Annotated in this window: 27 protein-coding genes, 4 tRNA genes and 1 riboswitch; of the genes, 22 read left to right on the top strand and 9 right to left on the bottom strand. The window is 59.0% G+C overall.

Going from position 1 to position 26464, the window contains the following annotated elements:
* Nucleotides 1-99 precede the first annotated feature (99 nt).
* The 6 genes from aruF (at nucleotide 100) to astE (ending at nucleotide 6530) form a co-directional block, all read left to right on the top strand.
* Complete coding sequence (gene aruF / locus ACLD1Y_RS13665) at nucleotides 100-1119, top strand: arginine/ornithine succinyltransferase subunit alpha (protein ID WP_003175655.1); 1020 nt, start codon at nucleotides 100-102, stop codon at nucleotides 1117-1119.
* Nucleotides 1120-1171: 52 nt separating this feature from the next.
* Nucleotides 1172-2197 (top strand): arginine N-succinyltransferase, encoded by a 1026-nt coding sequence (gene astA / locus ACLD1Y_RS13660; protein ID WP_016979796.1) that lies wholly within the window; start codon nucleotides 1172-1174, stop codon nucleotides 2195-2197.
* Nucleotides 2197-3663, top strand: a complete 1467-nt coding sequence (gene astD, locus ACLD1Y_RS13655; protein WP_429478454.1) for a succinylglutamate-semialdehyde dehydrogenase — start codon at nucleotides 2197-2199, stop codon at nucleotides 3661-3663. The genes astA and astD overlap by 1 nt, the downstream gene beginning before the upstream one ends.
* Nucleotides 3664-3851: 188 nt before the next feature.
* The gene (gene astB, locus ACLD1Y_RS13650) at nucleotides 3852-5198 is read left to right on the top strand and encodes an N-succinylarginine dihydrolase (protein WP_429478453.1); all 1347 of its coding nucleotides are present in this window, start codon (nucleotides 3852-3854) and stop codon (nucleotides 5196-5198) included.
* Between the two features lie 24 nt (nucleotides 5199-5222).
* The gene (locus ACLD1Y_RS13645) at nucleotides 5223-5513 is read left to right on the top strand and encodes a hypothetical protein (protein WP_003214319.1); all 291 of its coding nucleotides are present in this window, start codon (nucleotides 5223-5225) and stop codon (nucleotides 5511-5513) included.
* Between the two features lie 12 nt (nucleotides 5514-5525).
* Nucleotides 5526-6530 (top strand): succinylglutamate desuccinylase, encoded by a 1005-nt coding sequence (astE, locus tag ACLD1Y_RS13640; RefSeq protein WP_429478452.1) that lies wholly within the window; start codon nucleotides 5526-5528, stop codon nucleotides 6528-6530.
* Between the two features lie 169 nt (nucleotides 6531-6699).
* Here the strand turns inward: astE and ACLD1Y_RS13635 are convergent, their stop codons facing one another.
* Nucleotides 6700-7209 carry a 6,7-dimethyl-8-ribityllumazine synthase gene (locus ACLD1Y_RS13635; protein ID WP_101272595.1) on the bottom strand — a complete coding sequence of 170 codons (510 nt, stop codon included), beginning with the start codon at nucleotides 7207-7209 and terminating at the stop codon, nucleotides 6700-6702.
* 88 nt (nucleotides 7210-7297) lie between these two features.
* Nucleotides 7298-7467, bottom strand: a riboswitch (FMN riboswitch).
* A gap of 31 nt (nucleotides 7468-7498) precedes the next feature.
* Nucleotides 7499-7660, bottom strand: coding sequence for a hypothetical protein (locus ACLD1Y_RS13630; RefSeq protein ID WP_429478451.1), 162 nt, complete (start codon nucleotides 7658-7660; stop codon nucleotides 7499-7501).
* Here ACLD1Y_RS13630 and ltaE point away from each other — a divergent pair.
* The 8 genes from ltaE (at nucleotide 7659) to mgtE (ending at nucleotide 15388) form a co-directional block, all read left to right on the top strand.
* Nucleotides 7659-8663 carry a low-specificity L-threonine aldolase gene (ltaE, locus tag ACLD1Y_RS13625; RefSeq protein WP_429478450.1) on the top strand — a complete coding sequence of 335 codons (1005 nt, stop codon included), beginning with the start codon at nucleotides 7659-7661 and terminating at the stop codon, nucleotides 8661-8663. The two genes, ACLD1Y_RS13630 and ltaE, sit on opposite strands and share 2 nt — an antisense overlap.
* 146 nt (nucleotides 8664-8809) lie before the next feature.
* Nucleotides 8810-11428, top strand: coding sequence for an alanine--tRNA ligase (gene alaS, locus ACLD1Y_RS13620; protein ID WP_429478449.1), 2619 nt, complete (start codon nucleotides 8810-8812; stop codon nucleotides 11426-11428).
* Nucleotides 11429-11525: 97 nt separating this feature from the next.
* A complete protein-coding gene (locus ACLD1Y_RS13615; protein ID WP_429478448.1) occupies nucleotides 11526-12767 on the top strand; it encodes an aspartate kinase in 1242 nt (413 codons plus the stop codon).
* A 175-nt stretch (nucleotides 12768-12942) separates the two neighbouring features.
* Nucleotides 12943-13131 carry a carbon storage regulator CsrA gene (gene csrA, locus ACLD1Y_RS13610; protein ID WP_003175645.1) on the top strand — a complete coding sequence of 63 codons (189 nt, stop codon included), beginning with the start codon at nucleotides 12943-12945 and terminating at the stop codon, nucleotides 13129-13131.
* A 62-nt stretch (nucleotides 13132-13193) separates the two neighbouring features.
* Nucleotides 13194-13284 (top strand) — tRNA-Ser (locus ACLD1Y_RS13605).
* Nucleotides 13285-13392: 108 nt separating this feature from the next.
* A tRNA-Arg gene (locus tag ACLD1Y_RS13600) sits at nucleotides 13393-13469 on the top strand.
* A 72-nt stretch (nucleotides 13470-13541) separates the two neighbouring features.
* Nucleotides 13542-13618 (top strand) — tRNA-Arg (locus ACLD1Y_RS13595).
* A 327-nt stretch (nucleotides 13619-13945) separates the two neighbouring features.
* Complete coding sequence (mgtE, locus tag ACLD1Y_RS13590; protein ID WP_135291620.1) at nucleotides 13946-15388, top strand: magnesium transporter; 1443 nt, start codon at nucleotides 13946-13948, stop codon at nucleotides 15386-15388.
* Between the two features lie 102 nt (nucleotides 15389-15490).
* Here the strand turns inward: mgtE and ACLD1Y_RS13585 are convergent, their stop codons facing one another.
* From ACLD1Y_RS13585 to ACLD1Y_RS13575, 3 genes are all read right to left on the bottom strand, one after another.
* Nucleotides 15491-15817 carry an Arc family DNA-binding protein gene (locus tag ACLD1Y_RS13585; protein ID WP_003175643.1) on the bottom strand — a complete coding sequence of 109 codons (327 nt, stop codon included), beginning with the start codon at nucleotides 15815-15817 and terminating at the stop codon, nucleotides 15491-15493.
* A gap of 390 nt (nucleotides 15818-16207) precedes the next feature.
* The gene (locus ACLD1Y_RS13580) at nucleotides 16208-16387 is read right to left on the bottom strand and encodes a PA3371 family protein (RefSeq protein ID WP_429478447.1); all 180 of its coding nucleotides are present in this window, start codon (nucleotides 16385-16387) and stop codon (nucleotides 16208-16210) included.
* 11 nt (nucleotides 16388-16398) lie between these two features.
* Nucleotides 16399-16626, bottom strand: coding sequence for a hypothetical protein (locus tag ACLD1Y_RS13575; RefSeq protein ID WP_015885464.1), 228 nt, complete (start codon nucleotides 16624-16626; stop codon nucleotides 16399-16401).
* Nucleotides 16627-16952: 326 nt separating this feature from the next.
* Between ACLD1Y_RS13575 and ACLD1Y_RS13570 the strand changes: the two genes are divergently transcribed.
* A tRNA-Arg gene (locus tag ACLD1Y_RS13570) sits at nucleotides 16953-17029 on the top strand.
* 270 nt (nucleotides 17030-17299) lie between these two features.
* Entirely contained in the window at nucleotides 17300-18685 is a 1386-nt protein-coding gene (locus ACLD1Y_RS13565; protein ID WP_429478446.1) for an MFS transporter, read from the top strand.
* Nucleotides 18686-18745: 60 nt separating this feature from the next.
* Here the strand turns inward: ACLD1Y_RS13565 and ACLD1Y_RS13560 are convergent, their stop codons facing one another.
* The 4 genes from ACLD1Y_RS13560 to flgA form a co-directional block, all read right to left on the bottom strand.
* A complete protein-coding gene (locus tag ACLD1Y_RS13560) occupies nucleotides 18746-19495 on the bottom strand; it encodes a flagellar brake protein (RefSeq protein ID WP_429478445.1) in 750 nt (249 codons plus the stop codon).
* A gap of 96 nt (nucleotides 19496-19591) precedes the next feature.
* The gene (locus ACLD1Y_RS13555) at nucleotides 19592-20062 is read right to left on the bottom strand and encodes a flagella synthesis protein FlgN (RefSeq protein ID WP_429478444.1); all 471 of its coding nucleotides are present in this window, start codon (nucleotides 20060-20062) and stop codon (nucleotides 19592-19594) included.
* Between the two features lie 48 nt (nucleotides 20063-20110).
* A complete protein-coding gene (gene flgM / locus ACLD1Y_RS13550) occupies nucleotides 20111-20434 on the bottom strand; it encodes a flagellar biosynthesis anti-sigma factor FlgM (protein WP_429478443.1) in 324 nt (107 codons plus the stop codon).
* A gap of 143 nt (nucleotides 20435-20577) precedes the next feature.
* Nucleotides 20578-21342, bottom strand: a complete 765-nt coding sequence (gene flgA, locus ACLD1Y_RS13545; protein WP_429478442.1) for a flagellar basal body P-ring formation chaperone FlgA — start codon at nucleotides 21340-21342, stop codon at nucleotides 20578-20580.
* Between the two features lie 81 nt (nucleotides 21343-21423).
* On the opposite strand from flgA, the gene ACLD1Y_RS13540 reads away from it, so the two are divergent.
* From ACLD1Y_RS13540 to flgE, 6 genes are all read left to right on the top strand, one after another.
* Entirely contained in the window at nucleotides 21424-22356 is a 933-nt protein-coding gene (locus ACLD1Y_RS13540) for a chemotaxis protein CheV (protein ID WP_135291627.1), read from the top strand.
* Nucleotides 22357-22398: 42 nt separating this feature from the next.
* Nucleotides 22399-23226: a protein-glutamate O-methyltransferase CheR gene (cheR, locus tag ACLD1Y_RS13535; RefSeq protein WP_016979774.1), complete on the top strand. Its 828-nt coding sequence runs from the start codon at nucleotides 22399-22401 to the stop codon at nucleotides 23224-23226.
* A 312-nt stretch (nucleotides 23227-23538) separates the two neighbouring features.
* Complete coding sequence (gene flgB / locus ACLD1Y_RS13530) at nucleotides 23539-23946, top strand: flagellar basal body rod protein FlgB (RefSeq protein ID WP_010208346.1); 408 nt, start codon at nucleotides 23539-23541, stop codon at nucleotides 23944-23946.
* A gap of 3 nt (nucleotides 23947-23949) precedes the next feature.
* Nucleotides 23950-24393, top strand: a complete 444-nt coding sequence (flgC, locus tag ACLD1Y_RS13525; RefSeq protein ID WP_192300658.1) for a flagellar basal body rod protein FlgC — start codon at nucleotides 23950-23952, stop codon at nucleotides 24391-24393.
* 16 nt (nucleotides 24394-24409) lie between these two features.
* Nucleotides 24410-25132, top strand: coding sequence for a flagellar hook assembly protein FlgD (flgD, locus tag ACLD1Y_RS13520; protein WP_429478441.1), 723 nt, complete (start codon nucleotides 24410-24412; stop codon nucleotides 25130-25132).
* Nucleotides 25133-25163: 31 nt separating this feature from the next.
* Nucleotides 25164-26453 (top strand): flagellar hook protein FlgE, encoded by a 1290-nt coding sequence (gene flgE, locus ACLD1Y_RS13515; protein ID WP_429478440.1) that lies wholly within the window; start codon nucleotides 25164-25166, stop codon nucleotides 26451-26453.
* Nucleotides 26454-26464 lie beyond the last annotated feature (11 nt).

Raw genomic sequence — 26464 nt, 5'->3', positions numbered from 1 at the left:
CTCGCCACAACAAGCCCGCTCCCACATTTGGACCTGTGTTGAACAGGACCGGCCCGGCATTTTTCCCTCTATGAGTTTTTCGAGTTAAGGAGTGACACCATGCTGGTGATGCGCCCCGCGCAAATGGCTGATCTGGGCGAGGTACAGCGTCTGGCTGCGGACAGCCCGATTGGTGTCACTTCCTTGCCGGATGATGTCGAACGCCTGAGCGACAAGATCGCCGCCAGCGAAGCGTCCTTCGCGGCCGAGGTGAGTTTCAACGGTGAAGAAAGCTATTTCTTCGTCCTGGAAGACACCGAAACCGGCAAGCTCGCCGGCTGCTCGGCCATTGTTGCATCGGCCGGCTATTCGGAACCCTTCTACAGTTTTCGTAATGAGACCTTCGTGCACGCCTCCCGCGAGCTGAAGATCCACAACAAGATCCACGTGCTTTCCCAGTGCCACGACCTCACCGGCAACAGCCTGCTCACCAGCTTCTACGTGGTGCCCGAGCTGGTCGGCTCGCCGTGGTCGGAACTCAATTCCCGTGGCCGCCTGCTGTTCGTCGCCAGCCACCCCGAGCGTTTTGCCGACTCGGTGGTGACCGAGATCGTCGGCTACAGCGACGAGAACGGTGACTCGCCGTTCTGGGACGCCATCGGTCGCAACTTCTTCGACCTCAACTACGCCGCCGCCGAGCGCCTGTGCGGGCTGAAAAGCCGCACCTTCCTCGCCGAGCTGATGCCGCATTACCCGATCTACGTGCCACTGCTGCCCGACGAAGCCCAAGAGGCGATGGGCCAGGTGCACCCGCGGGCGCAGATCACCTTCGACATCCTGATGCGCGAAGGCTTTGAGACCGACCATTACATCGACATCTTCGACGGTGGCCCGACGTTGCACGCACGGGTTTCGGGCATTCGCTCCATCGCCCAGAGCCGCGTGGTGCCGGTGAAGATCGGTGAGATGGTCAAGGGTGTCGGCCGCCAGTACCTAGTGAGCAATGCGCAGTTGCAGGACTACCGCGCGGTGATGCTGGAGCTGGACTACGCGCCGGGTAAACCGGTGACGCTGGACCTGGCAGCGGCTGAGGCACTGGGCGTTGGCGAAGGCGCCAGTGTGCGTCTGGTTGCGGTTTAAGAATTGAGTGTCGCGGGTGGCTGCCAGGCAGCCGCCCGTCTGAGGAGATAGCATGATCGTTCGTCCCGTACGCAGCAGCGATTTACCGGCCCTGATTGATCTGGCGCGCAGCACCGGCACCGGCCTCACCACCTTGCCGGCCAACGAAGAGCGCCTGACCCACCGGGTTGGCTGGGCCGAGAAAACCTTTCGCGGCGACGCTGGGCGTGGCGATGCCGACTACCTGTTCGTGCTGGAAAACGACGAAGGCCGTGTGGTGGGCATTTCCGCCATTGCCGGCGCCGTTGGCCTGCGTGAGCCCTGGTACAACTTCCGGGTGGGCCTGACCGTCAGCGCCTCCCAGGAGCTGAACATCTACCGCGAGATCCCGACGCTGTTTTTGGCCAATGACCTCACCGGTAATTCCGAGCTGTGCTCGCTGTTCCTGCATGCCGACTACCGCACCGGCCTCAACGGCCGCATGTTGGCCAAGGCGCGCATGTTGTTTATCGCCGAATTCCCGCAGCTGTTCGGTAACAAGATCATCGCCGAGATGCGCGGTGTGTCCAACGACGCCGGGCGTTCGCCGTTTTGGGAAAGCCTGGGCCGGCACTTCTTCAAGATGGAATTCAGCCAGGCTGACTACCTCACTGGCGTGGGCAACAAGGCGTTTATCGCCGAGCTGATGCCCAAGTTTCCGTTGTACAGCTGCTTCCTGTCCGAAGACGCTCGCAATGTGATCGGCAAGGTCCACCCGGACACTGAACCGGCGCTGAGCATGCTCAAGAGCGAAGGCTTCAGCTACCAGGGCTACGTCGATATCTTTGACGCGGGCCCGGCGGTGGAGTGTGAAACCACCAAGATCCGTGCGGTGCGCGACAGCCAGTCGCTGGTACTGGCCATCGGCACGCCAGGGGACGACGCCACGCCGTTCCTGATCCATAACCGCAAGCGCGAGGAGTGCCGCATTACCGCCGCTCCGGCCCGTCTGGCGGCAGGCACCTTGGTGGTCGATCCACAGACTGCCAAGCGCCTGCAACTGGTAGTGGGTGATCAAGTGCGTGCTGTTCCGTTGTCTGCTGCTCGGGAGTCCAAGTAATGAATTCGCTGTATATCGCAGGTAGCTGGCTGGCCGGGCAGGGTGAGCTGTTTGAATCACGCAACCCAGTGACCCAGCAAGTGTTGTGGGCTGGCAATGGCGCCACCGCCGAGCAGGTTGAGTCTGCCGTGCAGGCTGCACGCCAGGCATTCCCGGCTTGGGCCAAGCGCTCGCTGGAAGAACGTATTGGTGTGCTGGAAACGTTCGCCGCCACTCTGAAAAAACGCGCTGATGAAATCGCCCGTTGCATCGGTGAGGAAACCGGCAAGCCGCTGTGGGAATCGGCCACCGAAGTCACCAGCATGGCCAACAAGATCGCCATCTCGGTGCAAAGCTACCGCGAGCGTACCGGCGAGAAGAGCGGCCCACTGGGCGACGCCACCGCCGTGCTGCGCCACAAGCCCCACGGTGTGGTGGCGGTGTTTGGCCCTTATAACTTCCCTGGTCACTTGCCGAACGGGCATATCGTGCCGGCGTTGCTGGCGGGTAATACCGTGCTGTTCAAACCGAGTGAGCTGACCCCGAAAGTCGCCGAGCTGACCGTGCAATGCTGGATCGAAGCCGGTTTGCCAGCGGGTGTGTTGAACTTGCTGCAAGGTGCGCGGGAAACCGGTATCGCCCTGGCGGCCAACGCGGGCATCGACGGCTTGTTTTTCACCGGTTCCAGCCGCACCGGCAATCATCTGCACCAGCAATTCTCCGGGCGCCCAGACAAGATCCTCGCCCTGGAAATGGGTGGCAACAACCCGCTGGTGGTCGATGAAGTGGCCGATGTGGATGCGGCGGTCTACACCATTATCCAGTCGGCGTTTATCTCGGCCGGCCAGCGCTGCACCTGTGCTCGTCGCCTGCTGGTGCCGGAAGGCGCTTGGGGTGATGCGTTGCTGGCGCGTTTGGTGGCGGTCAGCTCGACTATCGAGGTTGGCGCGTTTGATCAGCAGCCAGCACCGTTCATGGGCTCGGTGATTTCCCTCGCCGCCGCCAAAGCGTTGATGGACGCCCAGGAATTGATGCTGGCCAACGGTGCCGTGGCGCTGCTGGAAATGACCCAGCCGCAGGATCAGGCGGCGTTGCTCACGCCGGGCATCATCGACGTGACTGGCGTGACCGAGCGTGAAGACGAAGAGCTGTTCGGCCCGCTGTTGCAGGTGGTTCGCTATGCGGATTTCGAAGCGGCGATTGTCGAGGCCAACAACACCCAGTACGGCCTGGCTGCGGGCTTGTTGTCGGACTCCGAAGCGCGCTACCAGCAGTTTTGGCTGGAAAGCCGCGCCGGGATCGTCAACTGGAACAAACAACTGACCGGTGCTGCGAGTACTGCGCCGTTCGGTGGGGTAGGGGCTTCGGGCAACCATCGCGCCAGTGCGTATTACGCGGCGGATTATTGTGCGTACCCGGTGGCGTCGTTGGAAACACCGACCTTGTTGGTGCCAGCAACACTGACCCCTGGGATAACACTGATCTAAAAATGTGGGAGGGGGCTTGCTGTGGCGAGGGAGCTTGCTCCCGCTGGAGTGCGAAGCGCTCCCAGAATCTTGGGGCCGCTGCGCAGCCCAGCGGGAGCAAGCTCCCTCGCCACAAAAGCCGCTCCCACATTGGGTTTGAGTTGTGTTGAAAATTGCCTATAAAAACAGATGTTCGTGGAGCCTCGCCGATGAAATCCTATGAAGTCAATTTTGACGGTCTAGTGGGGCCGACCCACAACTACGGCGGTTTGTCGTTCGGCAACGTCGCGTCCCAAAGCAACAGCCAGCAGCATTCCAACCCCAAGGAAGCGGCGTTGCAGGGCCTGCAAAAAATGAAAGCCCTGATGGACATGGGCTTTGTGCAGGGCGTATTGGCGCCTCAAGAACGTCCTGATGTGGCCGCCTTGCGCAGCCTGGGTTTCAGCGGCACCGACGCCCAGGTCATCCAGCAAGCGGCCAAGGACGCCATGCCGTTGTTGGTCGCCAGTTGCTCGGCGTCGAGCATGTGGGTGGCCAATGCCGCCACCGTCAGCCCAAGCGCTGATACAGCCGATGGCCGCGTGCATTTCACCGCTGCCAACCTCAACTGCAAATACCACCGCAGCATCGAGCACCCCACCACCAGTCGCGTGCTGGGGGCGATGTTTGCTGACGGGAAGCACTTTGCCCATCACGCCGCGTTGCCAGCGGTGGCGCAGTTTGGTGACGAAGGCGCAGCCAACCACACACGTTTTTGCCGTGAGTACGGCGAAGCCGGCGTAGAGTTTTTCGTGTTCGGCCGCAGTGCGTTCGACCCGCGTTACCCCGCGCCGCAAAAATACCCGGCGCGCCAGACCCTTGAAGCCTCCCAGGCCGTTGCGCGCTTGCATGGGTTGAAGGATGAAGGCGTGGTCTACGCCCAGCAAAACCCAGTAGTGATCGATGCCGGCGTGTTCCACAACGACGTGATCGCAGTCGGCAACGGCGAGGTGCTGTTCTATCACGAGGACGCCTTCCTCAATACCGATCAGATGCTCGCCGAGTTGCAAGCCAAGCTGGCCAAGGTGGGCGGTAACTTTCAGTCGGTGTGCGTACCCCGCGCCCAGGTCAGTGTGGAGGACGCAGTACGCTCCTACCTGTTCAACAGCCAGTTGCTGACCCGCGCCGACGGCTCGATGCTGCTGATCGTGCCGGAAGAATGCCGCGCCAATGAACGCGTGTGGAACTACCTGCAAGGCTTGACCGCCGCCGGTGGATTGATCCGTGAAGTGAAAGTCTTCGACCTCAAACAGAGCATGCAGAACGGCGGTGGCCCGGCGTGCCTGCGCTTGCGCGTGGCGTTGAACGAAACGGAACTGGCGGCGGTGAATCCAGGCGTTATCATGACCGCGCCGTTGTACGAAACACTCACCCAGTGGGTAGGCAAGCATTACCGCGACAGCCTGCGGGAAAGCGACCTGGCTGACCCGCAGTTGTTGCTTGAATGCCGGACGGCACTGGATGAACTGACGCAAATCCTTAAACTGGGCGCGGTTTATCCTTTCCAGATTAATTAACTACCGCACGGCTGAGAGCTATTTATGACCACCGACACCCTGAAACTGATTCTTGAAGACACCGACGGCACCCAGCTGGAAACCTCCTGCACCCGCGTTGCCGTGGTGTGGCAGGGCAAGGAAATCTGGATCCAGCACGACGGCCGCGGCCAACTGCTGATCGGTGTGGACGTGGAAGAAGGCGACGCCGAGTACGCCAACCTGCTGATGCGCCCACTGGCCACCAACCTGATGAGCCTGCAACTGGAAATGGAGCCGGCCGACGTTGAAGGTGATGACGACGATCACGTCCATGGCCCAGGCTGCAATCACTAAGGAAGTGTGCTTATGCTCGCCCTCGGCAAACTGCTTGAACTGACCCTCGCCGGTCGTGAACCGGCGCAAAAAATTCAACTGACTGTCGACGGCGTGCAGATGCGCTGGCTCAGCGAGGGCGCACTTGAAGTGCGCCCGCCGCAGGGCAAGGACCATGGTGGCGACCTTCTGCTATCGTCCGGCATCCATGGCAATGAAACGGCGCCGATCGAACTGCTCGACCGCTTGTTGCATGGCATTGCCCGTGGGGAGATCAAGCCCCGCAACCGTATTCTGTTCCTGTTCGGCAACCCCGAGGCCATGCGCCGCGGCGAGCGTTACCTGGAACTGGACGTCAACCGGCTGTTCAATGGCCGTCACGAACAAAACATCGGCCCGGAGGCGATGCGCGCCGCCGAGCTTGAGCAACTGGCCCGCAGCTTTTTCAGCCTGCCCGACCGTTCGCGCCTGCATTACGACCTGCACACCGCCATTCGCGGTTCGAAGATCGAGCAGTTTGCGCTGTACCCGTGGAAGGCCGGGCGCCAGCATTCGCGCCGTGAGCTTGAGCGCCTGCGCGCCGCAGGCATGGAAGCGGTGCTGTTGCAGAACAAGACGTCCATCACCTTCACCGCGTTTACCTACGAGCAACTCGACGCCGAGGCCTTCACCCTGGAATTGGGCAAGGCGCGGCCGTTTGGGCAGAACCAGGGGGTGGACGTGTCACGCCTGGAAGCTCGTCTCAAGCAGATCATCGAAGGCACTGAGCCTGAAACCGGCAGCCTCGACGGCCTGAAGCTGTTTGCCGTGTCACGGGAAGTGATCAAGCACAGCGATGCTTTCCTGCTGCATTTGCCAGCGGATGTGGAGAATTTTTCTGAGTTGGAAAAGGGCTATCTGCTGGCCGAAGACGTGGCCAAGACCCGTTGGGTAATCGAGGAGGAGGGTGCGCGCATCATCTTCCCGAACCCGAAGGTGAAGAATGGGTTGCGGGCGGGGATCTTGATTGTGCCGACGACGGATGCCGGGTTGGCGTAAATCTCAAGGTTTAACGCGGTCCCATGTGGGAGCGGGCTTTTTGTGGCGAGGGAGCTTGCTCCCGCTAGGCTGCGTAGCGGCCCCAAAATCTTGGGAGCGCTTCGCACTCCAGCGGGAGCAAGCTCCCTCGCCACAAAAGCCCGTTCCCGCATTTGTATTGCAGTGTTGCTTAGACCGCTACGGCGCGTGGCTCGCTACGGCGAATCGCACGGACCTTGTGCAAGGTGTCTGCGCACGTCTTGGCCGCTTCCTGACCCTTGTGCACAAAGTGATCATGGAAGAACGCATGGTGCTCACTGCCCGCATGGAAGTGATGGGGCGTCAGCGACACCGAGAACACCGGCACTTCAGTCTCCAACTGCACCTGCATCAGGCCGCTGACCACCGATTGGGCCACGAACTCGTGACGGTAGATGCCACCGTCCACCACCAGCGCGGCGGCGACGATGCCGGCGTAGCGGCCGGTCTTGGCCAGCAGCTTGGCGTGCAGGGGCATTTCAAAGGCACCGCCGACTTCGAAGAAATCGATGTCCGATTCCTGATAGCCCTGGGCGATCATTTCGGCGAGGAAGCCTTTACGGGATTGGTCGACAATATCCTTGTGCCAGCAGGCCTGGATAAACGCGACGCGCTCGCCGTGGTGGTTTTTGCTTTTGCTGTCGATTGCGGTGGGTTGCATGTTCTGACTCCTGTTTAAGAAAAAAACAGGGCGATATGAATCGAATGGGATTTAAGGGTACGCAAGATAAGCGGCCCTTAGGTGCCAATCCCGTTCTCTCTTCATCCGGACTATGACCGTCGGCCCCGGGATCACACCGGGTCTGCTGACCTTGTCGCCGTCCTGCGTGAGCAGTTCGAGGCGCCAAGCGCTCGCGGGCTATACACATTGCGTGTAATTACCGCCGGTGGGGAATTACACCCCGCCCTGAGAACGTTGCCGCCAGAACCCTGGCGGCGGAGAGTTTTTATCATGGTTTTTCAAAAACTGCACGGCTGCCGTATCGATAGGCTATATCGGTTTGTTTGGTTGGTATTCGATTGAATGCACGCGGGGCTTGATATTGTGCGGCTTTGCCCGCAGTAATCACTGTCAAAAGGAACGTACTCAACACTTGAGAGGCTTGTTTCATGTCTGTGATCGACCTGCGCAGTGACACCGTGACCCAACCCACCCCTGGCATGCGGGACGCAATGGCCACTGCCGCCAGCGGCGATGATGTGTATGGCGAAGACCCCAGCGTCAATCTCCTGGAGGCCGAACTGGCCAAGCGCCTGGGTTTCGAAGCGGCGTTGTTCGTGCCCACCGGCACCATGAGCAACCTGCTGGCGTTGATGGCTCACTGCGAGCGCGGTGAGGAATACATCGTCGGCCAGCAAGCCCATACCTACAAATACGAAGGCGGTGGCGCGGCGGTGCTGGGTTCGATCCAGCCCCAGCCGCTGGAGGTGCAAGCGGATGGTTCGCTGGACCTGGAGCACGTGCTGGCGGCGATCAAACCTGATGATTTCCACTTCGCCCGTACTCGGCTGTTGGCGTTGGAAAACACCATGCAGGGCAAGGTGCTGCCCATGGACTACCTGGCCAAGGCGCGGGCGTTTACCCGTGAACACGGCCTGGCTTTGCACTTGGACGGCGCTCGGCTCTACAACGCAGCGGTGAAGCTGGGGGTGGATGCGCGGGAGATTGCCCAGCATTTCGATTCGGTGTCGGTGTGCTTGTCCAAGGGCCTCGGTGCGCCGATTGGCTCGGTGTTGTGCGGCACTGCGGCGCTGATCGCCAAGGCGCGGCGCCTGCGCAAGATGGTCGGCGGCGGCATGCGCCAGGCCGGCTCCCTGGCGGCGGCGGGCTTGTACGCGCTGGATCACCAGGTGCAGCGCCTGGCCGATGATCATGCCAACGCCCAATGGTTGGGAGATGAGTTGCGCAAGGCCGGCTTTGACGTGGAGCCCGTACAGACCAACATGGTCTACGTGCAGCTCGGCGACCGGGCCCAGGCCCTGAAAGCCTTTGCCGCCGAGCGCGGGATCAAGTTGAGCGCCGCACCGCGCCTGCGCATGGTCACCCATTTGGATGTGAGCCGCGCGCAGATCGAGCAGGTGCTGGCGACATTCGTCGAATTTTCGCGCAAATGACCTTGCAGACCGTCTAATTGAACTGCTCTATCGCATAAACACGCTGTACCACCGGCAAAGGGCCGATATAATGCGGCCCTTTGCCGTCGCTCCGTCTGATGATGTTGCGCACTGGCCTTTGGCCGCAGCCTCCGTGGAAGAACCTAATGAAAAGCGCAGAAATCCGTGAAGCCTTCCTTCGCTTCTTCGAAGAGCAAGGTCACACCCGTGTCGCCTCCAGCTCCTTGATCCCAGGCAATGACCCAACCCTGCTGTTCACTAACGCGGGCATGAACCAGTTCAAGGACTGCTTCCTGGGCCAGGAAAAACGTGCCTACACCCGTGCCACCAGCAGCCAAAAGTGCGTGCGGGCCGGCGGCAAGAACAGCGACCTGGAAAACGTCGGCTACACCGCTCGCCACCACACCTTCTTCGAAATGCTGGGCAACTTCAGCTTTGGCGACTATTTCAAGAAGGACGCGATCACCTTCGCCTGGACCTTCCTGACTGGCGTGCTGAAGCTGCCGAAGGAAAAACTCTGGGTTACCGTCTACGCCACCGACGACGAAGCGTATGACATCTGGACCAAAGAAATCGGCGTGCCGCAAGAGCGCATGATCCGTATCGGCGACAACAAAGGCGCGCCGTACGCTTCCGACAACTTCTGGACCATGGGCGATACCGGCCCGTGCGGCCCTTGCACCGAGATTTTCTACGACCACGGCGCCGATATCTGGGGTGGCCCGCCAGGCTCGCCGGAAGAAGACGGCGACCGTTACATCGAGATCTGGAACAACGTATTCATGCAGTTCAACCGCACCGCCGATGGCGTGTTGCATCCGTTGCCAGCGCCGTCGGTCGACACCGGCATGGGCCTTGAGCGGATCAGTGCGGTGATGCAGCACGTTCACTCCAACTACGAAATCGACCTGTTCACCAACCTGCTGAGCGCCTCGGCTGCCGCCATTGGCTGCGCCAATGAAAGCCAGTCGTCCCTCAAGGTGGTGTCCGACCACATTCGTTCCTGCGGCTTCCTGATCGCCGATGGCGTGCTGCCGTCGAACGAAGGCCGTGGTTATGTGCTGCGCCGCATCATCCGTCGCGCTTGCCGCCACGGTAACAAGCTGGGCGCCACCGGTAGCTTCTTCTACAAAATCGTCGCTGCACTGGTTGCCGAGATGGGCGAAGCCTTCCCGGAACTCAAGCAGCAGCAAGCCAACATCGAGCGCGTGCTCAAGGCCGAGGAGGAGCAGTTCTCCAAGACCCTGGATCACGGCCTGAAAATCCTCGAGCAGGATCTGGCTGGTCTCAAGGGCACCGTGGTGCCGGGCGACGTGGTGTTCAAGCTGTACGACACCTACGGTTTCCCGATGGACCTGACCGCCGACATCGCCCGTGAGCGCGAGCTGACCATCGATGAGGCCGGTTTCGAGCGTGAGATGGAAGCCCAGCGCGTGCGTGCGCGTTCGGCCAGCTCGTTTGGCCTGGACTACAACACCCTGGTCAAGGTTGACGTGCCGACGGAGTTCACCGGCTATAACGCCACCGTGGGTTCGGCCAAGATCGTTGCCATCTATAAAGACGGCAAATCGGTCGACGTGTTGAATGAAGGCGAAGAGGCCGTTGTGGTCCTGGACCAGACGCCGTTCTACGCCGAATCCGGTGGCCAGGTCGGTGACTGTGGTTTCCTGAGTTCGACGTCCGGTCGTTTTGAAGTGCGCGATACCACCAAGACCGGCGGCGCGTTCCTGCACCACGGTGTGCTGGTGCTGGGCAACCTGACCATTGGTGCGCCGGTGGATACCCAGGTCGATGCTGACGTGCGCCATGCAACGGCGCTGAACCACTCGGCCACGCACTTGCTGCACGCGGCACTGCGCCAGGTACTGGGTGAGCACGTCCAGCAGAAAGGTTCGTTGGTAGACAGCCAGCGCCTGCGCTTCGACTTCAGCCACTTCGAAGCGATCAAGCCTGAGCAGATCAAGGCCCTGGAAGACATCGTCAACGCCGAGATCCGCAAGAACACCCCGGTGCAAACCGAAGAAACCGACATTGAGACCGCCAAGGCCAAGGGCGCCATGGCGCTGTTCGGCGAGAAGTACGGCGACAGCGTGCGCGTGCTGAGCATGGGCGGCGATTTCTCGGTTGAGCTGTGTGGCGGTATCCACGCCAGCCGTACCGGTGACATCGCCCTGATGAAAATCATCAGCGAAGGCGGCGTAGCTTCCGGTGTGCGCCGTATTGAGGCAGTGACAGGCGCTGCGGCCCTGGCCTACCTTAATGCCGCCGAAGAACAACTCAAGGAAGCGGCCAGCCTGGTCAAGGGCAGCCGCGACAACCTGATCGACAAGCTGTCGGCTGTGCTGGAGCGCAATCGCGCGCTGGAGAAGCAGTTGGAGCAGTTGCAAGCCAAGGCAGCCAGCGCGGCGGGCGACGATCTGTCGGCCACGGCCCTGGACGTCAAGGGCGTGAAAGTCCTGGCGACGCGCCTGGACGGTCAGGACGGCAAGGCGCTGTTGGCCTTGGTCGATCAGTTGAAGAACAAGCTCGGCCGCGCAGTGATCCTGCTCGGCGGTGTCCATGAGGATAAGGTCGTTCTGGTTGCCGGTGTAACCAAGGACCTGACTGGCCAACTCAAGGCCGGTGATTTGATGAAGCAAGCCGCTGCGGCAGTGGGCGGGAAGGGCGGTGGTCGTCCGGACATGGCACAAGGCGGTGGTGTAGATGCCGGTGCCCTGGACGCGGCCCTGGCCCTGACCGTGCCGTTTGTCGAGGCGGGTATTTAAGGCGTTTTGATTGAGCCCATGGTCTAGTCATGGGCTCGACCAGGTGCTGGAAGATTGGTTTATTGGGCGCCCCTTTACGGGCTGAGGCGGCTTAGAAATGGCTTTGATCGTACAGAAATTTGGAGGCACCTCGGTCGGTTCTGTCGAAAGAATCGAACAGGTGGCCGACAAGGTTAAGAAATTCCGCGATGCCGGCGACGACCTGGTGGTGGTGCTGTCGGCCATGAGCGGCGAGACCAATCGCCTGATCGATCTGGCCAAGGCCATCAGCGGTGATCAAGCGCCGCTGGCGCGTGAGCTTGATGTGATCGTGTCCACCGGCGAGCAGGTGACTATCGCCTTGCTGGCCATGGCGCTGAACAAACGTGGTGTACCAGCGGTGTCCTACACTGGCAGCCAGGTGCGCATCCTTACCGATAGCGCGCATACCAAGGCGCGCATCCTGCAGATTGATGATCAGAAAATCCGTACGGATCTGAAAGCAGGTCGCGTGGTAGTTGTAGCGGGTTTCCAGGGTGTGGACGAACTGGGCAACATCACCACCTTGGGGCGTGGCGGTTCGGACACCACCGGCGTGGCCCTGGCAGCGGCCCTCAAGGCCGATGAATGCCAGATCTACACCGATGTGGATGGCGTCTACACCACTGACCCGCGTGTGGTGTCCGTGGCCCAGCGCCTGGACAAGATCACCTTTGAAGAGATGCTGGAAATGGCCAGCCTCGGTTCCAAGGTGTTGCAGATCCGTGCGGTGGAATTCGCCGGCAAGTACAACGTTCCGCTGCGCGTATTGCACAGCTTCAAAGAGGGTCCGGGCACCCTCATTACTATTGATGAAGAGGAATCCATGGAACAGCCGATCATTTCCGGTATCGCTTTCAACCGTGATGAAGCCAAGCTGACTATCCGTGGCGTGCCAGACACCCCGGGCGTGGCGTTCAAAATTCTGGGCCCGATCAGCGAGGCCAATGTTGAAGTCGACATGATCGTGCAGAACGTTTCGCACGATAACACCACCGATTTCACCTTCACTGTGCACCGCAACGAGTACGATGCGGCGCTGAAGATCCTGGAGAACACCGCGAGCGAGATTGGCGCCCGTGAAGTGATCGGCGATACCAAGATTGCCAAGGTGTCGATCGTGGGTGTGGGCATGCGTTCCCACGCAGGCGTTGCCAGCCGTATGTTCGGAGCTCTGGCCAAAGAGAGCATCAACATCCAGATGATCTCCACCTCGGAGATCAAGGTCTCTGTGGTGATTGAAGAGAAGTACCTGGAACTGGCTGTACGCGCGCTGCATACCGCGTTTGAGCTGGACGCTCCGGCCCGACAGGGCGAGTGATGTAATGCCAGGAAGGCGCGGTTTACCGCGCCTTTCCTTTTTTTGTAGGGCGCATGTTCTTTTTCGTGCGCTCGACAATACTTAGGCGGTAGGTCTATGGCCTTTTTGGTTGTAGGTCGAAGGCCTTTTTTTTGCAGACTGTTGTTCCTGAAATGAAATGCGTGAGGAGAAAGGTATGCTGATTCTGACTCGTCGTTGCGCAGAAAGCCTGATTATTGGTGATGGCGAAATCACCGTGACCGTGCTCGGCGTCAAAGGCAATCAAGTGCGTATTGGGGTTAACGCTCCGAAAGAGGTGGCGGTCCACCGCGAGGAAATCTACCTGCGGATCAAGAAAGAGAAGGACGAAGAACCAAGCCTTTAATTTTTATCGTTTTTTATGTTTGCAAACGGGGATGAACGTGGTTAATATACGCCCCGTGTTGCGGAGAGCTGGCCGAGTGGCCGAAGGCGCTCCCCTGCTAAGGGAGTACACCTCAAAAGGGTGTCGGGGGTTCGAATCCCCCGTTCTCCGCCATTATTTGCTTAGTACGTTGCAATCTGGTTTTTTCGTTAAGTGGTTGAAATTAAACGAAAAAATAGCTTTACATAGAGATTGAACGGCCTATAATGCGCGGCAACAAATGCACTCGTAGCTCAGCTGGATAGAGTACTCGGCTACGAACCGAGCGGTCACAGGTTCGAATCCTGTCGAGTGCACCATTTAAGAGTCAGTTGCAGCAATGCAGATGACTTGGCTCCAACCAGTTGTGATCTGGTCTAAAAACACAATCTGCACTCGTAGCTCAGCTGGATAGAGTACTCGGCTACGAACCGAGCGGTCACAGGTTCGAATCCTGTCGAGTGCACCATACAAACAAAAAGCCCGCCTAGTGCGGGCTTTTTGCCGTCTGGGGTTTTTCTTTTTCTCCCGCCTCATGTGTTTTCCTTTCGGGCTGCGTCGTCGCAGTTCATAGATGCAGCCAATACTCAGCTTTGGTTCGCAAGCGCTTGTTCTTTCCAGTTTTTTAACGTTTAAAACGCACGCAGCGTGTATCATTGCGCCCGTCAGCCCCGCCGGGGCTTGTGGAATACCTCCATGGACTTACCCAGTAGTAACTCAGTACCCCGTTTTACCAATCATGAATTGACTGATTGATCCTTCCGGCGTGCCCCGCTGCTGGGAGTGGAGTTCGCCTATGACCGAAGTAGAAGTAAAGAAAACACAAGAAAGCCTGCAGGATCGCCTGGCTCAAGTCATCGAGCTGCTGCAGCGCCAGCGCGTGGTCGAAGACCTCACGCATCGCCAGGATGGCCCAAATAATAACCTGGTCGAAAACCTGGTCCACCGGCAAAACCTCGTCGAGCTGCAGCGCAAGCTCGATGACCTGCACTCCGCCGACGTCGCCTACATCCTTGAAGCCTTGCCGCTGGATGATCGACTGACCCTCTGGCAGTTGGTCAAGGCTGACCGCGACGGCGACATTCTCCTCGAAGTATCCGACTCCGTCCGTGAAACCCTGATCGCCGACATGGACGATCACGAGCTCCTGGCTGCCGCCAAGGAGATGGATGCCGACGAACTCGCTGACCTGGCCCCTGAGCTGCCGCGAGACGTCGTGCATGAGCTGATGGAGGCCCTCGATGGTCAGCAGCGTGAGCGAGTTCGCTCCGCGCTGTCCTATGACGAGGACCAAGTCGGCGCCCTGATGGACTTCGAGATGGTCACCATCCGTGAAGACGTCAGCCTGGAAGTGGTCCTGCGTTACCTGCGCCGTCTCAAAGAGTTGCCTGGTCATACCGACAAACTGTTTGTGGTCGACTACGAAGGCATCCTCAAGGGCGTGCTGCCGATCAAGCGTCTGCTGGTGAATGACCCGGATAAAAAAGTGGCTGACTTGATGGCCAGCGACACCGTGAGCTTTCACCCGGATGAGGATGCCTACGAGGCCGCCCAGGCGTTCGAGCGTTATGACTTGATCTCGGCGCCCGTGGTCGACAAGAACGGCAAGCTGATCGGCCGTCTGACCATCGATGAAATGGTCGACTTGATTCGTGAAGAAAGCGAAACCGAAGTCCTCAACATGGCAGGTTTGCGTGAAGAGGAAGATATTTTCGCCTCGGTCTGGCGCTCACTGCATAACCGCTGGGCGTGGCTGGCCGTTAACCTGATCACTGCGTTTATTGCTTCGCGTGTGATTGGGTTGTTCGAAGGCTCGATCGAGAAGCTGGTGGCTCTGGCGGCACTGATGCCAATTGTTGCCGGGATCGGCGGTAACTCAGGCAACCAGACGATTACCATGATCGTGCGTGCCATGGCGCTGGACCAGGTGAGTACTGCCAATTCATCGCGCTTGTTGCGTAAAGAGTTGGCGGTTGGCCTGATCAACGGCCTGGTATGGGGTGGGGTGATCGGTGTGGTGGCCTACTTGCTGTATGGCAGTTGGTCGCTCGGCGTCGTGATGACGGCGGCTATGACCCTCAACTTGCTGCTGGCAGCGCTGATGGGGGTGTTGATCCCCATGACCCTGGCGCGCCTGGGGCGCGACCCGGCAATGGGCGCCAGTGTGATGATTACCGCCATGACCGACAGTGGTGGTTTCTTCATCTTCCTGGGGTTGGCAACCATCTTCCTGCTCTGATCCCATCCTGTGGGGGCAAATCTGCCCCCACCTTGCATTCCCTTCCCAAATTTCACGCAAAAAAAAGCCAGCACATGGCTGGCTTCGGCTTTCAGTCGCGAATCAATTGGCTTCTGCGGCCGCCTCAACGTCGTGCGCGATAAGCGAGACGAGAGCATTTTGCTGGCGGTGGGAGAGCTGACGAAAACGCTGCAGCAGTTCGCGTTCGTGCAGCGACAGCTCGGGGCTGTCCAGGCGCATGCTCAACTCGTCGCCCAGCGCACCTTCCTGAATAAGGCTTTGTTCCAGGCGCGCGATGATTTCGGAGTTCATGCTGCGGTGATGATTGCGAGCCACCTCGGCAATGCGTTCCCGCATTCCGTCTGGCAGACGTACGACGAACTTGTCAGCCGTACGGCTGGAATAAATTGCCTGTTTCAATGGGCGCATATATTTAACCGGTTAGTTCAGGGGAGCGGTTTTTGGAATTGGCCGCAAGATGAGTGTTAGGACAAGGCTTGCAGCCAAATGTTCAACCTGAATTGCAAAGAGGCCGCATCATGCCTCAGTTTTGCCAGTTCCTTGGCGTCAATTCTGTGACAAATATTGAACTGCCTAAAGGCTTTATGCCAGCACTCATTTGCATTTTTGCGGACTGGTTGGAAAACTTTTCCACGCGTGATTGCGCAAGGGAACTTCCCGCAAGTCCTGGCCACCACAGGGTTTTAGGCCGCACATCCTATAGCAAAGTGGCCTTTTGCCCGTAACTTTAAGACTAGTGGCAATTTGCCGATTTGCGAGGATGAGGCGACATAAGGTAGGTGGGAGGAGGGGGAGGTGTCAGCGAAGAACGGGGTCGAATTTGATTCTGCGGCCAACGATGAGTGTGAGCAGAAATACGCTGACGAATACGCCCGTCGCCACGAACGCAATGGTTTTCCCGTCTTGGGACTCGGCATCCAAGCCTAGGAGGGCGGTGGCGACAGTCAGGCACAAAAACAGCCAGGCAGATTTGGTCATGAGTGGTTTCCTTAGAAAACCCAATGTTCGGATGCAGGTGCAGCCTGGGTGCCCTGGGTCAAACGGACTGGCGATTGTGCGTTGGGCGTCATCACCGCCAATTGCGGGCGTTGCTGCAGGTGATGGGGCACTGCCTGGCTGATCTGCGCAGGGTCGTTGCTACCAGTCGATTGAAAGTGAAACGTCACCAGTGCAGCCAGGGCTACGGTGTTAAGGGCTAACAGAAGGGCACTGTTCATGGTCATGTTCTCCGCTTAACGCCGTGACTGAATGGGTTTTGTAGGAGAAGTATTGCAGGTGTCGTGCCAATCTATTAATTCAATAAAATCAATGGTTTGAGTCTACTTTAAACGCCCGGCGGGTTGCAATTTGCAATGCTGGCATTTTGAGGGAGTGCATTTTGCACGATGGGGTCGGATGCCCATGTTTACGGGGCTAAAGCCCGATTCCTCACACAGGGATCGGCCTACACTCAAAAAGCCCACGGACGACATGACAAAACCCACCTTGGTCGTTAACATGCACGCCGTCCGTCGCAGCAGCCCTTGCTCGATGGTTGTCATTTGTCCCAGTAGCTCAATTGGATAGAGCATCCCCCTCCTAAGGGGAAGGTTGGCCGTTCGAACCGGCCCTGGGACACCACATTCAAAGCCTCGCGCAGAAAGTTCTGGCGGGGCTTTTTTGTGGGTGTTCGACAAAGACCGGTCGAACCTTGTCGATGCGCAGGGTTCACAGCAGGTGCACCGTATACTTATCGCAATCTGTGTCGCTTGCGACCGGCCAGCCAGCATCTGACCGATTAAGCAAAATAATCCCCGGAATCAGCACATACCGCCTGTCCGGATCCGCTCGCCCCGGACTATCATGCCGATAGCCCTGTCCCCCTACTGCAAGGAGCCGCTCGGAACGCCGATGCGCCAGATCTGGAAATCTTTTCGAGCCCTTTATTTCGCCTCCTTGATGATGCTGATCGGCTCCGGCCTGCTCAGTACCTACCTGGCCTTGCGCCTGGCGGCCGACCATGTGGACAGCCTGTGGGTCGGTGCGCTGATGGCCGCCAACTACTTTGGCCTGGTGCTGGGCGGCAAGATCGGGCACCGCCTGATTGCCCGGGTCGGGCATATCCGGGCTTATGCCACCTGTGCCGGTATCGTCGGTGCGGCGGTGTTGGGCCATGGCCTGATCAACTGGCTGCCCGCCTGGATCGTGCTGCGGATGATCGTGGGCCTGGGGATGATGTGCCAGTACATGGTCATCGAGAGTTGGCTGAACGAGCAGGCGGACGCCAAGCAGCGGGGCGTAGTGTTCAGCGGCTATATGATCGCGTCCTACCTGGGGTTGGTGTTGGGTCAGTTGATCCTGGTGATGCACCCCGAACTCGGCCTGGAACTGCTGATGCTGGTGGCGCTGTGCTTTGCCCTGTGCCTGGTGCCGGTCGCCATGACCCGGCGTATTCACCCGGCGCCGCTGCATCCTGCGCCGATGGAGCCGCGCTTCTTTATCAAGCGCGTGCCGCAGTCGTTGAGTACGGTGTTGGGCGCAGGGTTGATCGTGGGTTCGTTCTACGGTTTGGCGCCGCTCTATGCGTCGCAGCAGGGGCTGACGACCGAGCAGGTGGGTCTGTTCATGGGTAGCTGCATTTTCGCCGGGCTGTTGGTGCAGTGGCCATTGGGCTGGTTGTCGGACCGATACGACCGTGCGCTGCTGATTCGCTGCTTTGCCCTGTGCCTGGCGGTGGCGGCCTTGCCGCTGGCAGTGCTGACCCAGGTGCCGTTGGAAGTGTTGTTTGTGGCCGGCTTTGTTTGCTCCCTGGTGCAATTCTGCCTGTACCCGCTGGCCGTGGCGTTCTCCAACGACCACGTGGAAGGTGATCGCCGGGTATCGCTCACGGCTATGTTGCTGGTGACTTACGGTGTGGGTGCCAGTGTCGGGCCGTTGCTGGCTGGCGTAGTGATGAAGATGTTTGGCAGCCACATGCTGTACGCGTTTTTCAGCCTGTGTGCGTTGATCCTGGTATGGCGTATCAGGCCGAAGGCAGTAACCAACTTGCATCAGGTGGACGACGCACCGCTGCATCACGTGGCGATGCCCGACAGCATGTCCAGCTCGCCGCTGGTGGCCGCATTGGACCCACGGGTGGATGAGCAGGTGGTGCAGGAGCAGATGCAAACCGCCGTCCCGGACCCTGAGCCGGAAACGGGGCCGACCCCTGCGGTGGAGGAGCCACCTTTTGTCGGTCCTCCTGAGCCGCCGGGGCCAGATGAGCATCCCCATGACCTGAGCAGGGCGCGCCCCTGAAAGCAAAAACGGGCAGATCCCATCAGGATCTGCCCGTTTTTTTGCCGCGTTCTTTAAGCTTTAAAAGTCGTCGTCTTTATCGAAGCGCCGTGCTTCGCGTTGCAGTTGGTACACGAAACGTTCGACCTGACGCTGCACCAAGCCACTCATGTTGTGGAAGCGCACGCCGGCAAAGGTGGTGTTGATCTTCTCTTCGAAGTGCAGGTAACGCAGCTCGACGGAGGTGGTCATGCTGCCAAAGGGCAGGGCGGCGATAAAGCGGTCGTAGACCTGGCCCAGTTGCAGGCGCTCGGAGATGTCCCCCTCAAAGCGCAATTTGCAGCCGGTGGCGGAAATATCCAGCAGCTTGCCGCCGATGGGGGCCTTGAGCTTCTCGCCGCCCATTTCGATGTTCACCAGTTGAGCCAGCTTCAGCGCCGCGCGGAAGGCGTTGCGACGCTGATGGTAAACCACCTCGTCAGGCAAGCTGCCGGTGTAGATGCGGTGACCGTCTTTTTCGCTGATGCTCATGCTGGCGCTGCTTTCCCAGGCAACGCGTACGCCATCGTGGAAGCCTTCGATGCGGAAGGGTTCGCCGTTCTCGAGGTGGCGTTCGCCATCGCGGGGAATCATCTCGTCCAGGGCCAGGGTGCCGCTGTCACGATCGACATCCACCAGGTAGCTCTGGAAGCGCTGGCTGCGTTCGTGGAAGGTGATGATCAGCGGATCATGGCTGTCTTGCAGCATCCGCAAGGTGCTGGCGATTTCCAGAGGCGTGGTGAGGACCTTGGGTGGCTGCGGTGCATCTTCCGCATTAAGGGCGTTGAACACGGTTCTTCCATCTCCAGACAAAATACGACTTCACGCAAGAACCGGCATTTTGCCAGCATGTGGCGCGCCTTGGATAGGGCGCACTGTAAACCGACATCAGGCTTGGCTGCGGGTGCTTGGCTTGACCAGGCGCGAGGTGGAACCTTGGGCGTTATAAAGCGCCGGAGGCTCTCCGCCGTGAAGTATACGCAACTGGTTAGCGGTCGTAGCTTGTTGCAGCTGGATCGACTGACCGTTGAGCAGGTTGGCTTCCTGGCATTGGGCGAGCAAAAGATTGAGTTCTTTGCTCTGGGCCAGCAATTGATCGCCGACCGAGGAGTGACTGGCCAACTGCGCCAGTCCGTCGTGGTCTGCCGGCAGTCCCAGGCTGATGAGGATCTGGCTGCGTTTCTTGCCATGCTGTTCCAGCAGGACAATCAACGACTGTTTGCGCGCCAGAATATCTTCCAGCAGGGGCATGTCCCGGCCGTAGAGGGCCAGGGATTCTTCCCTGAGCAGCCCGAGCAGATGCTGCGTCGGCGCTAGATCATCAATGATCAGTTGAAGCAAATGTTCGTCGTGATGCATGGCTGGCCTTGGGGTTTAAGCGTCCAAAAGCCCGGCGCAGGCCTTTGCCTAGCGCTCGGCTTCGAAATTAAGCAGCTTGCTGGCTACACGGTTGCTGTCGACTTTGTAGCTGCCATCGGCGATAGCCTGTTTCAATTCGGCCACACGGGCTTTATTGACAACCGGTTGGTCGCGCAGCGAGTCAGTGACCTTCTGCAACTGTTGAGCCTCATTGCTCAGGTGTACGGATTCCCCGCTTTGGCTGGCGCTGGCCTGTTCGGCCTTGACGGGCGTGGCCGGGGACTTGGCTTCTACGCTGTCCTTGGCACCCGTGGTGCGCGTGCTGCCGGGCAAAGCCTGGGAATTATTTAAACGGCTGAAATCGATGACCATGATAAAAAAAACCTCTGGGTATTTGGACGCTTGCCATGTTTTCGGCCATACCCGGACAAACTTTAGGCTCGATTGACAATAAAACACACAGGCCGGCATCACAGCCGACAGTGTAGGAAAAGCTGGCGTCTGATACCAGTAGTCTATAAAGACACCTCGACTTGGCCGGGTGCTGTCACCCGCGCCTTGATCACGCGATTGGAATTGAGGTTCTTCACGCGGATCTGTTCGCTCATGCTCCCATTGGACAGGGCTTCACCTGGCATTTTCACCTGCAACCCACCGCTGCTGGCGGAAATCACCACCTGATCCCCCTTGCGAATAACTTCGGCCTGCTCCAGGTGCACCAAGGTAATGACCTGGTCGGTGACCACTGGTCGGGTCAATTTCTGCCCGACGGCCTGGTCAAGGGATGTCAGGTAACCCTGGTTGATCAGGCTGATGTCACGTTCGCGCAGCACAACATCCTCGAAACCGATGATGCCCATGCGTTTCATAGGGCGGGCAACCACCACCACGTCCCGGAACAGCTTGACCTGGGCGGGTACGAACACCGTCCAGGGCGATGCACCTTCGCAGCGTACCTTAACCGTCACGCGGCCGATGGGCTGGGCGGGGCTTTCCAGGGTGGCTGTCAATTCCTTGTCGCACATGGGCATGCGCAGGCGCGGGTCCAGTGGGTTGACCTGGATTTCATAACGCCCCGGTGTCTGGGTGGTCGCCAGATAATCTTCTACAGTGAACTCAAGAAACCCTTGGGTGACGCCGATAAGTAGATCAGGCAGGGTGACGTTGTCTGCGCGGGCCGTGGTGCCCAGGCTCAAGGCAAGCAGCGCCACCGAGGCGCAGAGCAGTCTGCGGTACAGGGGTAATTGAAGGCGTCGGGAAACTGTCGTTTTAATATCCATAGCCAATAAATAGCAAAGCTCGTGCCGTTTAGTGTTGGGTGCGCGTCGCATCCCTGAAGGTTTTAGCGTAGGAGTCTGGGCATGGCAGGTGTAATGGATTCAGTAAACCAGCGCACACAGCTGGTAGGGCAGAATCGCCTGGAGTTGTTGCTTTTTCGCCTGGACGGCAAACAGTTATATGGCATCAACGTGTTCAAGGTGCGGGAAGTGCTGCAATGCCCGAAGCTTACGATCATGCCCAAGTCCAGCCCGGTGGTGTGTGGCGTGGCCAACATCCGTGGTGCGACCATTCCGATTCTTGATCTGGCGCTGGCCACGGGCTCGGCTGGTTTGCAGGACCGTGAAAACCCGTTCGTGATCATTACCGAGTACAACACCAAGACCCAGGGTTTCCTGGTGCGCTCGGTGGAACGTATCGTCAACATGAACTGGGAAGAGATCCATCCACCACCCAAGGGTACCGGCCGCGACCACTACCTCACGGCAGTGACGCGGGTAGATAACCAGTTGGTGGAAATCATCGACGTGGAGAAGATCCTCGCCGAAGTGGCTCCGACCTCGGAATCGATTTCCGTGGGTGTGGTGGACGCCGAGACGGCGCACAAGGCCATTTCCTTGCGTGTGCTCACGGTGGATGACTCTTCGGTCGCACGCAAACAGGTGACCCGTTGCCTGCAAACCGTCGGCGTCGAAGTGGTGGCCCTTAATGATGGTCGCCAGGCTTTGGATTACCTGCGTAAGCTGGTGGACGAAGGCAAGAAGCCGGAAGACGAATTCCTGATGATGATTTCCGACATCGAGATGCCGGAAATGGACGGTTACACCCTCACGGCCGAGATACGCAACGACCCACGCATGCAAAAATTGCATATCATCCTGCATACTTCGTTGTCGGGTGTATTCAACCAGGCGATGGTCAAGAAGGTCGGTGCCGATGACTTTTTGGCCAAATTCCGCCCGGATGACCTGGCAGCCCGGGTAGTCGACCGGATCAAGGCAGCAGATCACGGCTAGGGGATTTCCCCTGGCGGTCACACGATTTAAGAGGCGGTATCATTGTCTACGGGTAATTTGGATTTCGAACAGTTCCGGGTCTTCCTGGAAAAAGCCTGTGGCATATTGCTCGGTGAAAACAAGCAGTACCTGGTATCCAGCCGTCTCAACAAACTGATGGAACAGCAGGGCATCAAGTCGTTGGGCGAGTTGGTCCAGCGTATCCAGGGCCAACCACGCAGCGGCCTCAAGGAAATGGTGGTCGATGCCATGACCACCAACGAAACCTTGTGGTTTCGCGACACCTACCCCTTTGAAGTGCTCAAGAGCAAAGTGCTGCCGGAGGCCATCAAGGCCAGTCCGGGCCAGCGCTTGCGCATCTGGTCGGCGGCGTGCTCTTCGGGGCAGGAACCGTATTCGATCTCGATGTCCATCGATGAGTTCGAACGGACCAACATGGGCCAGTTGAAGGCGGGTGCGCAAATTGTGGCCACCGACTTGTCCGGCACCATGCTCACCAACTGCAAGACCGGCGAGTACGACAGCCTGGCGCTGGGTCGTGGTTTGTCCCAAGAGCGCCTGCAACGTTATTTCGACCCGAAAGGGGCAGGGCGTTGGGCGGTCAAGGCGCCGATCAAGAGCCGGGTGGAGTTTCGTTCGTTCAACCTGCTCGACAGCTACGCCAGCCTGGGCAAGTTCGACATGGTGTTCTGCCGCAACGTGCTGATCTACTTCTCGGCCGAAGTGAAGAAAGACATCCTGTTGCGCATCCACGGCACCCTCAAGCGTGGTGGCTACCTGTTCCTCGGTGCTTCCGAAGCGCTGAATGGTTTGCCGGATCATTACCAGATGGTGCAGTGCAGCCCTGGCATCATCTACCAGGCCAAGTAAGTCGAGTTCACTCGGTCAAAAATGTGGGAGCGGGCTTGCTCGCGAATGCGCAGTGTCAGTCGATGCATATATCAACTGACAGACTGCATTCGCGAGCAAGCCCGCTCCCACATTTGTTATGCGGCAAATTTGAAGAAAGCGGCAACTGGCATTGCCGCTTTCCTGGCACCACGCGGAAACCCGTTGCCGCTTTTCTGGCATTGCCGCCCGGCAATCCGCCGCCAAACCCTTTAAATACGGGCTCTGCGTAAACTGGCACACACCTTGCTATAACCCTGTTACGAAAAGCAGGTCAGCCTAAAGGTTTCCGCCATGAGCATCAGCTTCGATAAAGCGCTCGGTATCCACGAACAAGCCCTGGGCTTCCGCGCCCAGCGTGCCGAAGTCCTGGCCAACAACATTGCCAACGCCGATACCCCGAACTACAAGGCTCGGGACCTGGACTTCTCCGCCGTGCTCGCTGCACAGCAGGACAAGACCAAGAACGGCACCTTCGCCTTGAACATGACCAACAGCCGTCATATCGAAGCCCAGGGTTTGAGCAATGGTGACGAGTCGTTGCTGTATCGCACGCCGATGCAGCCGTCCATCGACCAAAACACCGTCGACGCCCAGCTGGAGCAATCGGCGTACGCTGAGAACTCGGTGAACTTTCAGGCCAGCTTCACCCTGCTCAACAGCAAATTCAAAGGGTTGATGTCAGCCCTGCGCGGAGAGTAAGCCATGTCCCTGTCCAGTGTTTTCAATATTGCCGGTAGTGGCATGAGCGCTCAGACCACGCGTTTGAACACCGTCGCCAGTAACATCGCCAACGCCGAGACCGTGTCGTCGAGCATTGACCAGACCTACCGTGCCCGCCACCCGGTGTTCGCCACCATGTTCCAGGCCGGCCAGAACGGCGGCAGCGATTCGTTGTTCCAGGAACAAGGTGCCGCTGGTTCAGGCGTGCAGGTGCTGGGTGTGGTTGAAGACCAAAGCAACCTCGAAGCCCGTTACGAGCCCAACCATCCCGCCGCGAACGAAAAGGGTTACGTCTACTACCCCAACGTCAACGTGGTCGAGGAAATGGCCGACATGATTTCCGCCAGCCGCTCGTTCCAGACCAATGCGGAAATGATGAACACCGCCAAAACCATGATGCAGAAGGTCCTGACCCTGGGTCAGTGATAAGGGGCACCGAATAATGGCCATCGTTGATACCACATCAACCAACACTGCGGTGCAGGACCTTTTCAACACCAAGGTCTCCACGGCGACGAACAACGTTGCAAGCACTGCCACCGCTGCCACAGGCAATCAGTCCCTGGGCAAGGATGCGTTCCTGCAACTGCTGGTCACCCAGCTGAAAAACCAGAACCCGCTGTCGCCACAAGACAACGGCGCGTTTGTGGCCCAGTTGGCACAGTTCAGCAGCCTGGAAGGCATCAACACCCTGAATGACTCGGTGAATGCGATCTCCAGCAACTTCAGCTCCTCGCAAGCGTTGCAGGCGTCGTCGTTGGTGGGCCGTTCCATCATTACCCAGACCGACAAGGCGCTGGTGGATACCAGCAAGAGCATGACCGGTTCGGTGGCTGTAACCGCCGCAACCGGCAACGTATCGGTGAAGATCACCGACGCCAACGGCAACGTGGTGCGCACCATCGACATGGGTGCCCAGAGCGCCGGCTCTTCGGACTTTATCTGGGATGGCAAGAACGATGCGGGTGAAGTGGCTTCTGCCGGCACTTACACCTTCACGGCCACCACCAAGAATGACGCGGGCGACTCGGTTGCCTTGGTGACTTCGCTGCCAGCCACGGTAACCAGTGTGACCCTGAGCAAGACCGGCGGCGAAATGGTGTTGAACCTCGCGGGCGGCATGGGCAGCGTCAAGCTGTCGCAAATTCAGACTATCGGTACATAGAGCCGGCTAAATACGGCAGAGGGAGAGAAACATGTCTTTTAACATCGGCCTTAGCGGCCTCTATGCGGCCAACAAACAGCTGGACGTGACTGGCAACAACATCGCCAACGTTGCGACCACAGGCTTCAAGTCGTCCCGTGCAGAATTCGCCGACATCTACGCCGCGTCCAAGTTGGGCACTGGCCAGAACAGCATCGGCAACGGTGTGAACCTGGCGGCGGTGTCCCAGCAATTCACCCAGGGCGATGTCAACAACAGCGGCGGCGTACTGGACATGGCGATCCAGGGTGGCGGCTTCTTCGTGCAGAAGGGCAGCGACGGCTCGTTGGAATACACCCGTAGCGGCGCGTTCCGTGCCGACAAAGACGGCTATATCACCAACAACACCGGCACCTCGCGCCTGCAAGGCTACGCAGCGGATGCCGACGGCAAGATCGTCAAAGGCGCCCTGACCGACCTGCAACTGAACCTGTCGTACCTGCCACCCCAGGCTTCCAGCAAAGTCGACTCCACCAGCAACCTGAACTCCTCGGAGCCGGTGATCGATACGACGACCCACCCGTTCGATCCGACCAAGACCGACAGCTTCACCACTCAGTATTCCACCACCATCTACGATGCCCAGGGCAACTCGCACTCGATGGTGCAATACATGGTGAAGTCGGACCAGAACCAATGGACGTCCTACACCCAGATTGATGGTCGCAACCCCGATGGCACAACCACTGCGCCGGTCGGCAAGCTGTTGACCTTTGATGATACGGGCAAGCTTTCCTCCATTACCGACATGGATGGCTCCAACCCCAACACCACTTTGACGGTAGAGTGGACCCCAGGTGTTGTGGTCGATGGCGTGTGGGAGGCCAATGGCGCCGCCGGCAAAGACATCGCCGTGAACATGTCCAACATCACCCAGTACAACTCCGCCAGCTACCGTAACCCGCCAGTCACCGACGGCTACGCCACCGGCCAGATCACCGGTCTGAAAATCGACGGCAGCGGCGTACTGTTCGCCACGTTCAGCAACCAGCAGAGCAAGGCCATCGGCCAGATCTCCTTGGCCAGCTTCAACAACGAACAGGGCCTGCAGCCATCCGGCGGCACCACTTGGAGAGAGACCTTCGCCTCGGGCCAGCCAGGCTTCGACACTCCGCAAGCCGGTACCCTGGGTTCGATCGTGGCCAACTCCCTGGAGAACTCCAACGTCAACCTGACCAACGAGCTGGTGGACCTGATCAAGGCCCAGAGCAACTATCAGGCGAACGCCAAGACCATCTCCACCCAGAGCACCATTATGCAGACCATCATTCAGATGACCTGATGCCATGGCGC

The organism is Pseudomonas sp. 18175, assembly GCF_050432925.1.
In the GTDB taxonomy this organism is placed as follows: Bacteria; Pseudomonadota; Gammaproteobacteria; order Pseudomonadales; family Pseudomonadaceae; genus Aquipseudomonas.
This window is presented reverse-complemented; position numbering and strand designations above follow the sequence as displayed.

Excerpts from the sequence above, each read along its gene's own strand:
- aruF (WP_003175655.1), top strand. The coding sequence starts at position 100 with ATGCTGGTGATGCGCCCCGCGCAAATGGCTGATCTGGGCGAGGTACAG.
- astA (WP_016979796.1), top strand. The coding sequence starts at position 1,172 with ATGATCGTTCGTCCCGTACGCAGCAGCGATTTACCGGCCCTGATTGAT.
- astD (WP_429478454.1), top strand. The coding sequence starts at position 2,197 with ATGAATTCGCTGTATATCGCAGGTAGCTGGCTGGCCGGGCAGGGTGAG.
- astB (WP_429478453.1), top strand. The coding sequence starts at position 3,852 with ATGAAATCCTATGAAGTCAATTTTGACGGTCTAGTGGGGCCGACCCAC.
- ACLD1Y_RS13645 (WP_003214319.1), top strand. The coding sequence starts at position 5,223 with ATGACCACCGACACCCTGAAACTGATTCTTGAAGACACCGACGGCACC.
- astE (WP_429478452.1), top strand. The coding sequence starts at position 5,526 with ATGCTCGCCCTCGGCAAACTGCTTGAACTGACCCTCGCCGGTCGTGAA.
- ACLD1Y_RS13635 (WP_101272595.1), bottom strand. The coding sequence starts at position 7,209 with ATGCAACCCACCGCAATCGACAGCAAAAGCAAAAACCACCACGGCGAG.
- ltaE (WP_429478450.1), top strand. The coding sequence starts at position 7,659 with ATGTCTGTGATCGACCTGCGCAGTGACACCGTGACCCAACCCACCCCT.
- ACLD1Y_RS13630 (WP_429478451.1), bottom strand. The coding sequence starts at position 7,660 with ATGAAACAAGCCTCTCAAGTGTTGAGTACGTTCCTTTTGACAGTGATT.
- alaS (WP_429478449.1), top strand. The coding sequence starts at position 8,810 with ATGAAAAGCGCAGAAATCCGTGAAGCCTTCCTTCGCTTCTTCGAAGAG.
- ACLD1Y_RS13615 (WP_429478448.1), top strand. The coding sequence starts at position 11,526 with ATGGCTTTGATCGTACAGAAATTTGGAGGCACCTCGGTCGGTTCTGTC.
- csrA (WP_003175645.1), top strand. The coding sequence starts at position 12,943 with ATGCTGATTCTGACTCGTCGTTGCGCAGAAAGCCTGATTATTGGTGAT.
- mgtE (WP_135291620.1), top strand. The coding sequence starts at position 13,946 with ATGACCGAAGTAGAAGTAAAGAAAACACAAGAAAGCCTGCAGGATCGC.
- ACLD1Y_RS13585 (WP_003175643.1), bottom strand. The coding sequence starts at position 15,817 with ATGCGCCCATTGAAACAGGCAATTTATTCCAGCCGTACGGCTGACAAG.
- ACLD1Y_RS13580 (WP_429478447.1), bottom strand. The coding sequence starts at position 16,387 with ATGACCAAATCTGCCTGGCTGTTTTTGTGCCTGACTGTCGCCACCGCC.
- ACLD1Y_RS13575 (WP_015885464.1), bottom strand. The coding sequence starts at position 16,626 with ATGAACAGTGCCCTTCTGTTAGCCCTTAACACCGTAGCCCTGGCTGCA.
- ACLD1Y_RS13565 (WP_429478446.1), top strand. The coding sequence starts at position 17,300 with ATGCGCCAGATCTGGAAATCTTTTCGAGCCCTTTATTTCGCCTCCTTG.
- ACLD1Y_RS13555 (WP_429478444.1), bottom strand. The coding sequence starts at position 20,062 with ATGCATCACGACGAACATTTGCTTCAACTGATCATTGATGATCTAGCG.
- flgM (WP_429478443.1), bottom strand. The coding sequence starts at position 20,434 with ATGGTCATCGATTTCAGCCGTTTAAATAATTCCCAGGCTTTGCCCGGC.
- flgA (WP_429478442.1), bottom strand. The coding sequence starts at position 21,342 with ATGGATATTAAAACGACAGTTTCCCGACGCCTTCAATTACCCCTGTAC.
- ACLD1Y_RS13540 (WP_135291627.1), top strand. The coding sequence starts at position 21,424 with ATGGCAGGTGTAATGGATTCAGTAAACCAGCGCACACAGCTGGTAGGG.
- flgB (WP_010208346.1), top strand. The coding sequence starts at position 23,539 with ATGAGCATCAGCTTCGATAAAGCGCTCGGTATCCACGAACAAGCCCTG.
- flgC (WP_192300658.1), top strand. The coding sequence starts at position 23,950 with ATGTCCCTGTCCAGTGTTTTCAATATTGCCGGTAGTGGCATGAGCGCT.
- flgD (WP_429478441.1), top strand. The coding sequence starts at position 24,410 with ATGGCCATCGTTGATACCACATCAACCAACACTGCGGTGCAGGACCTT.
- flgE (WP_429478440.1), top strand. The coding sequence starts at position 25,164 with ATGTCTTTTAACATCGGCCTTAGCGGCCTCTATGCGGCCAACAAACAG.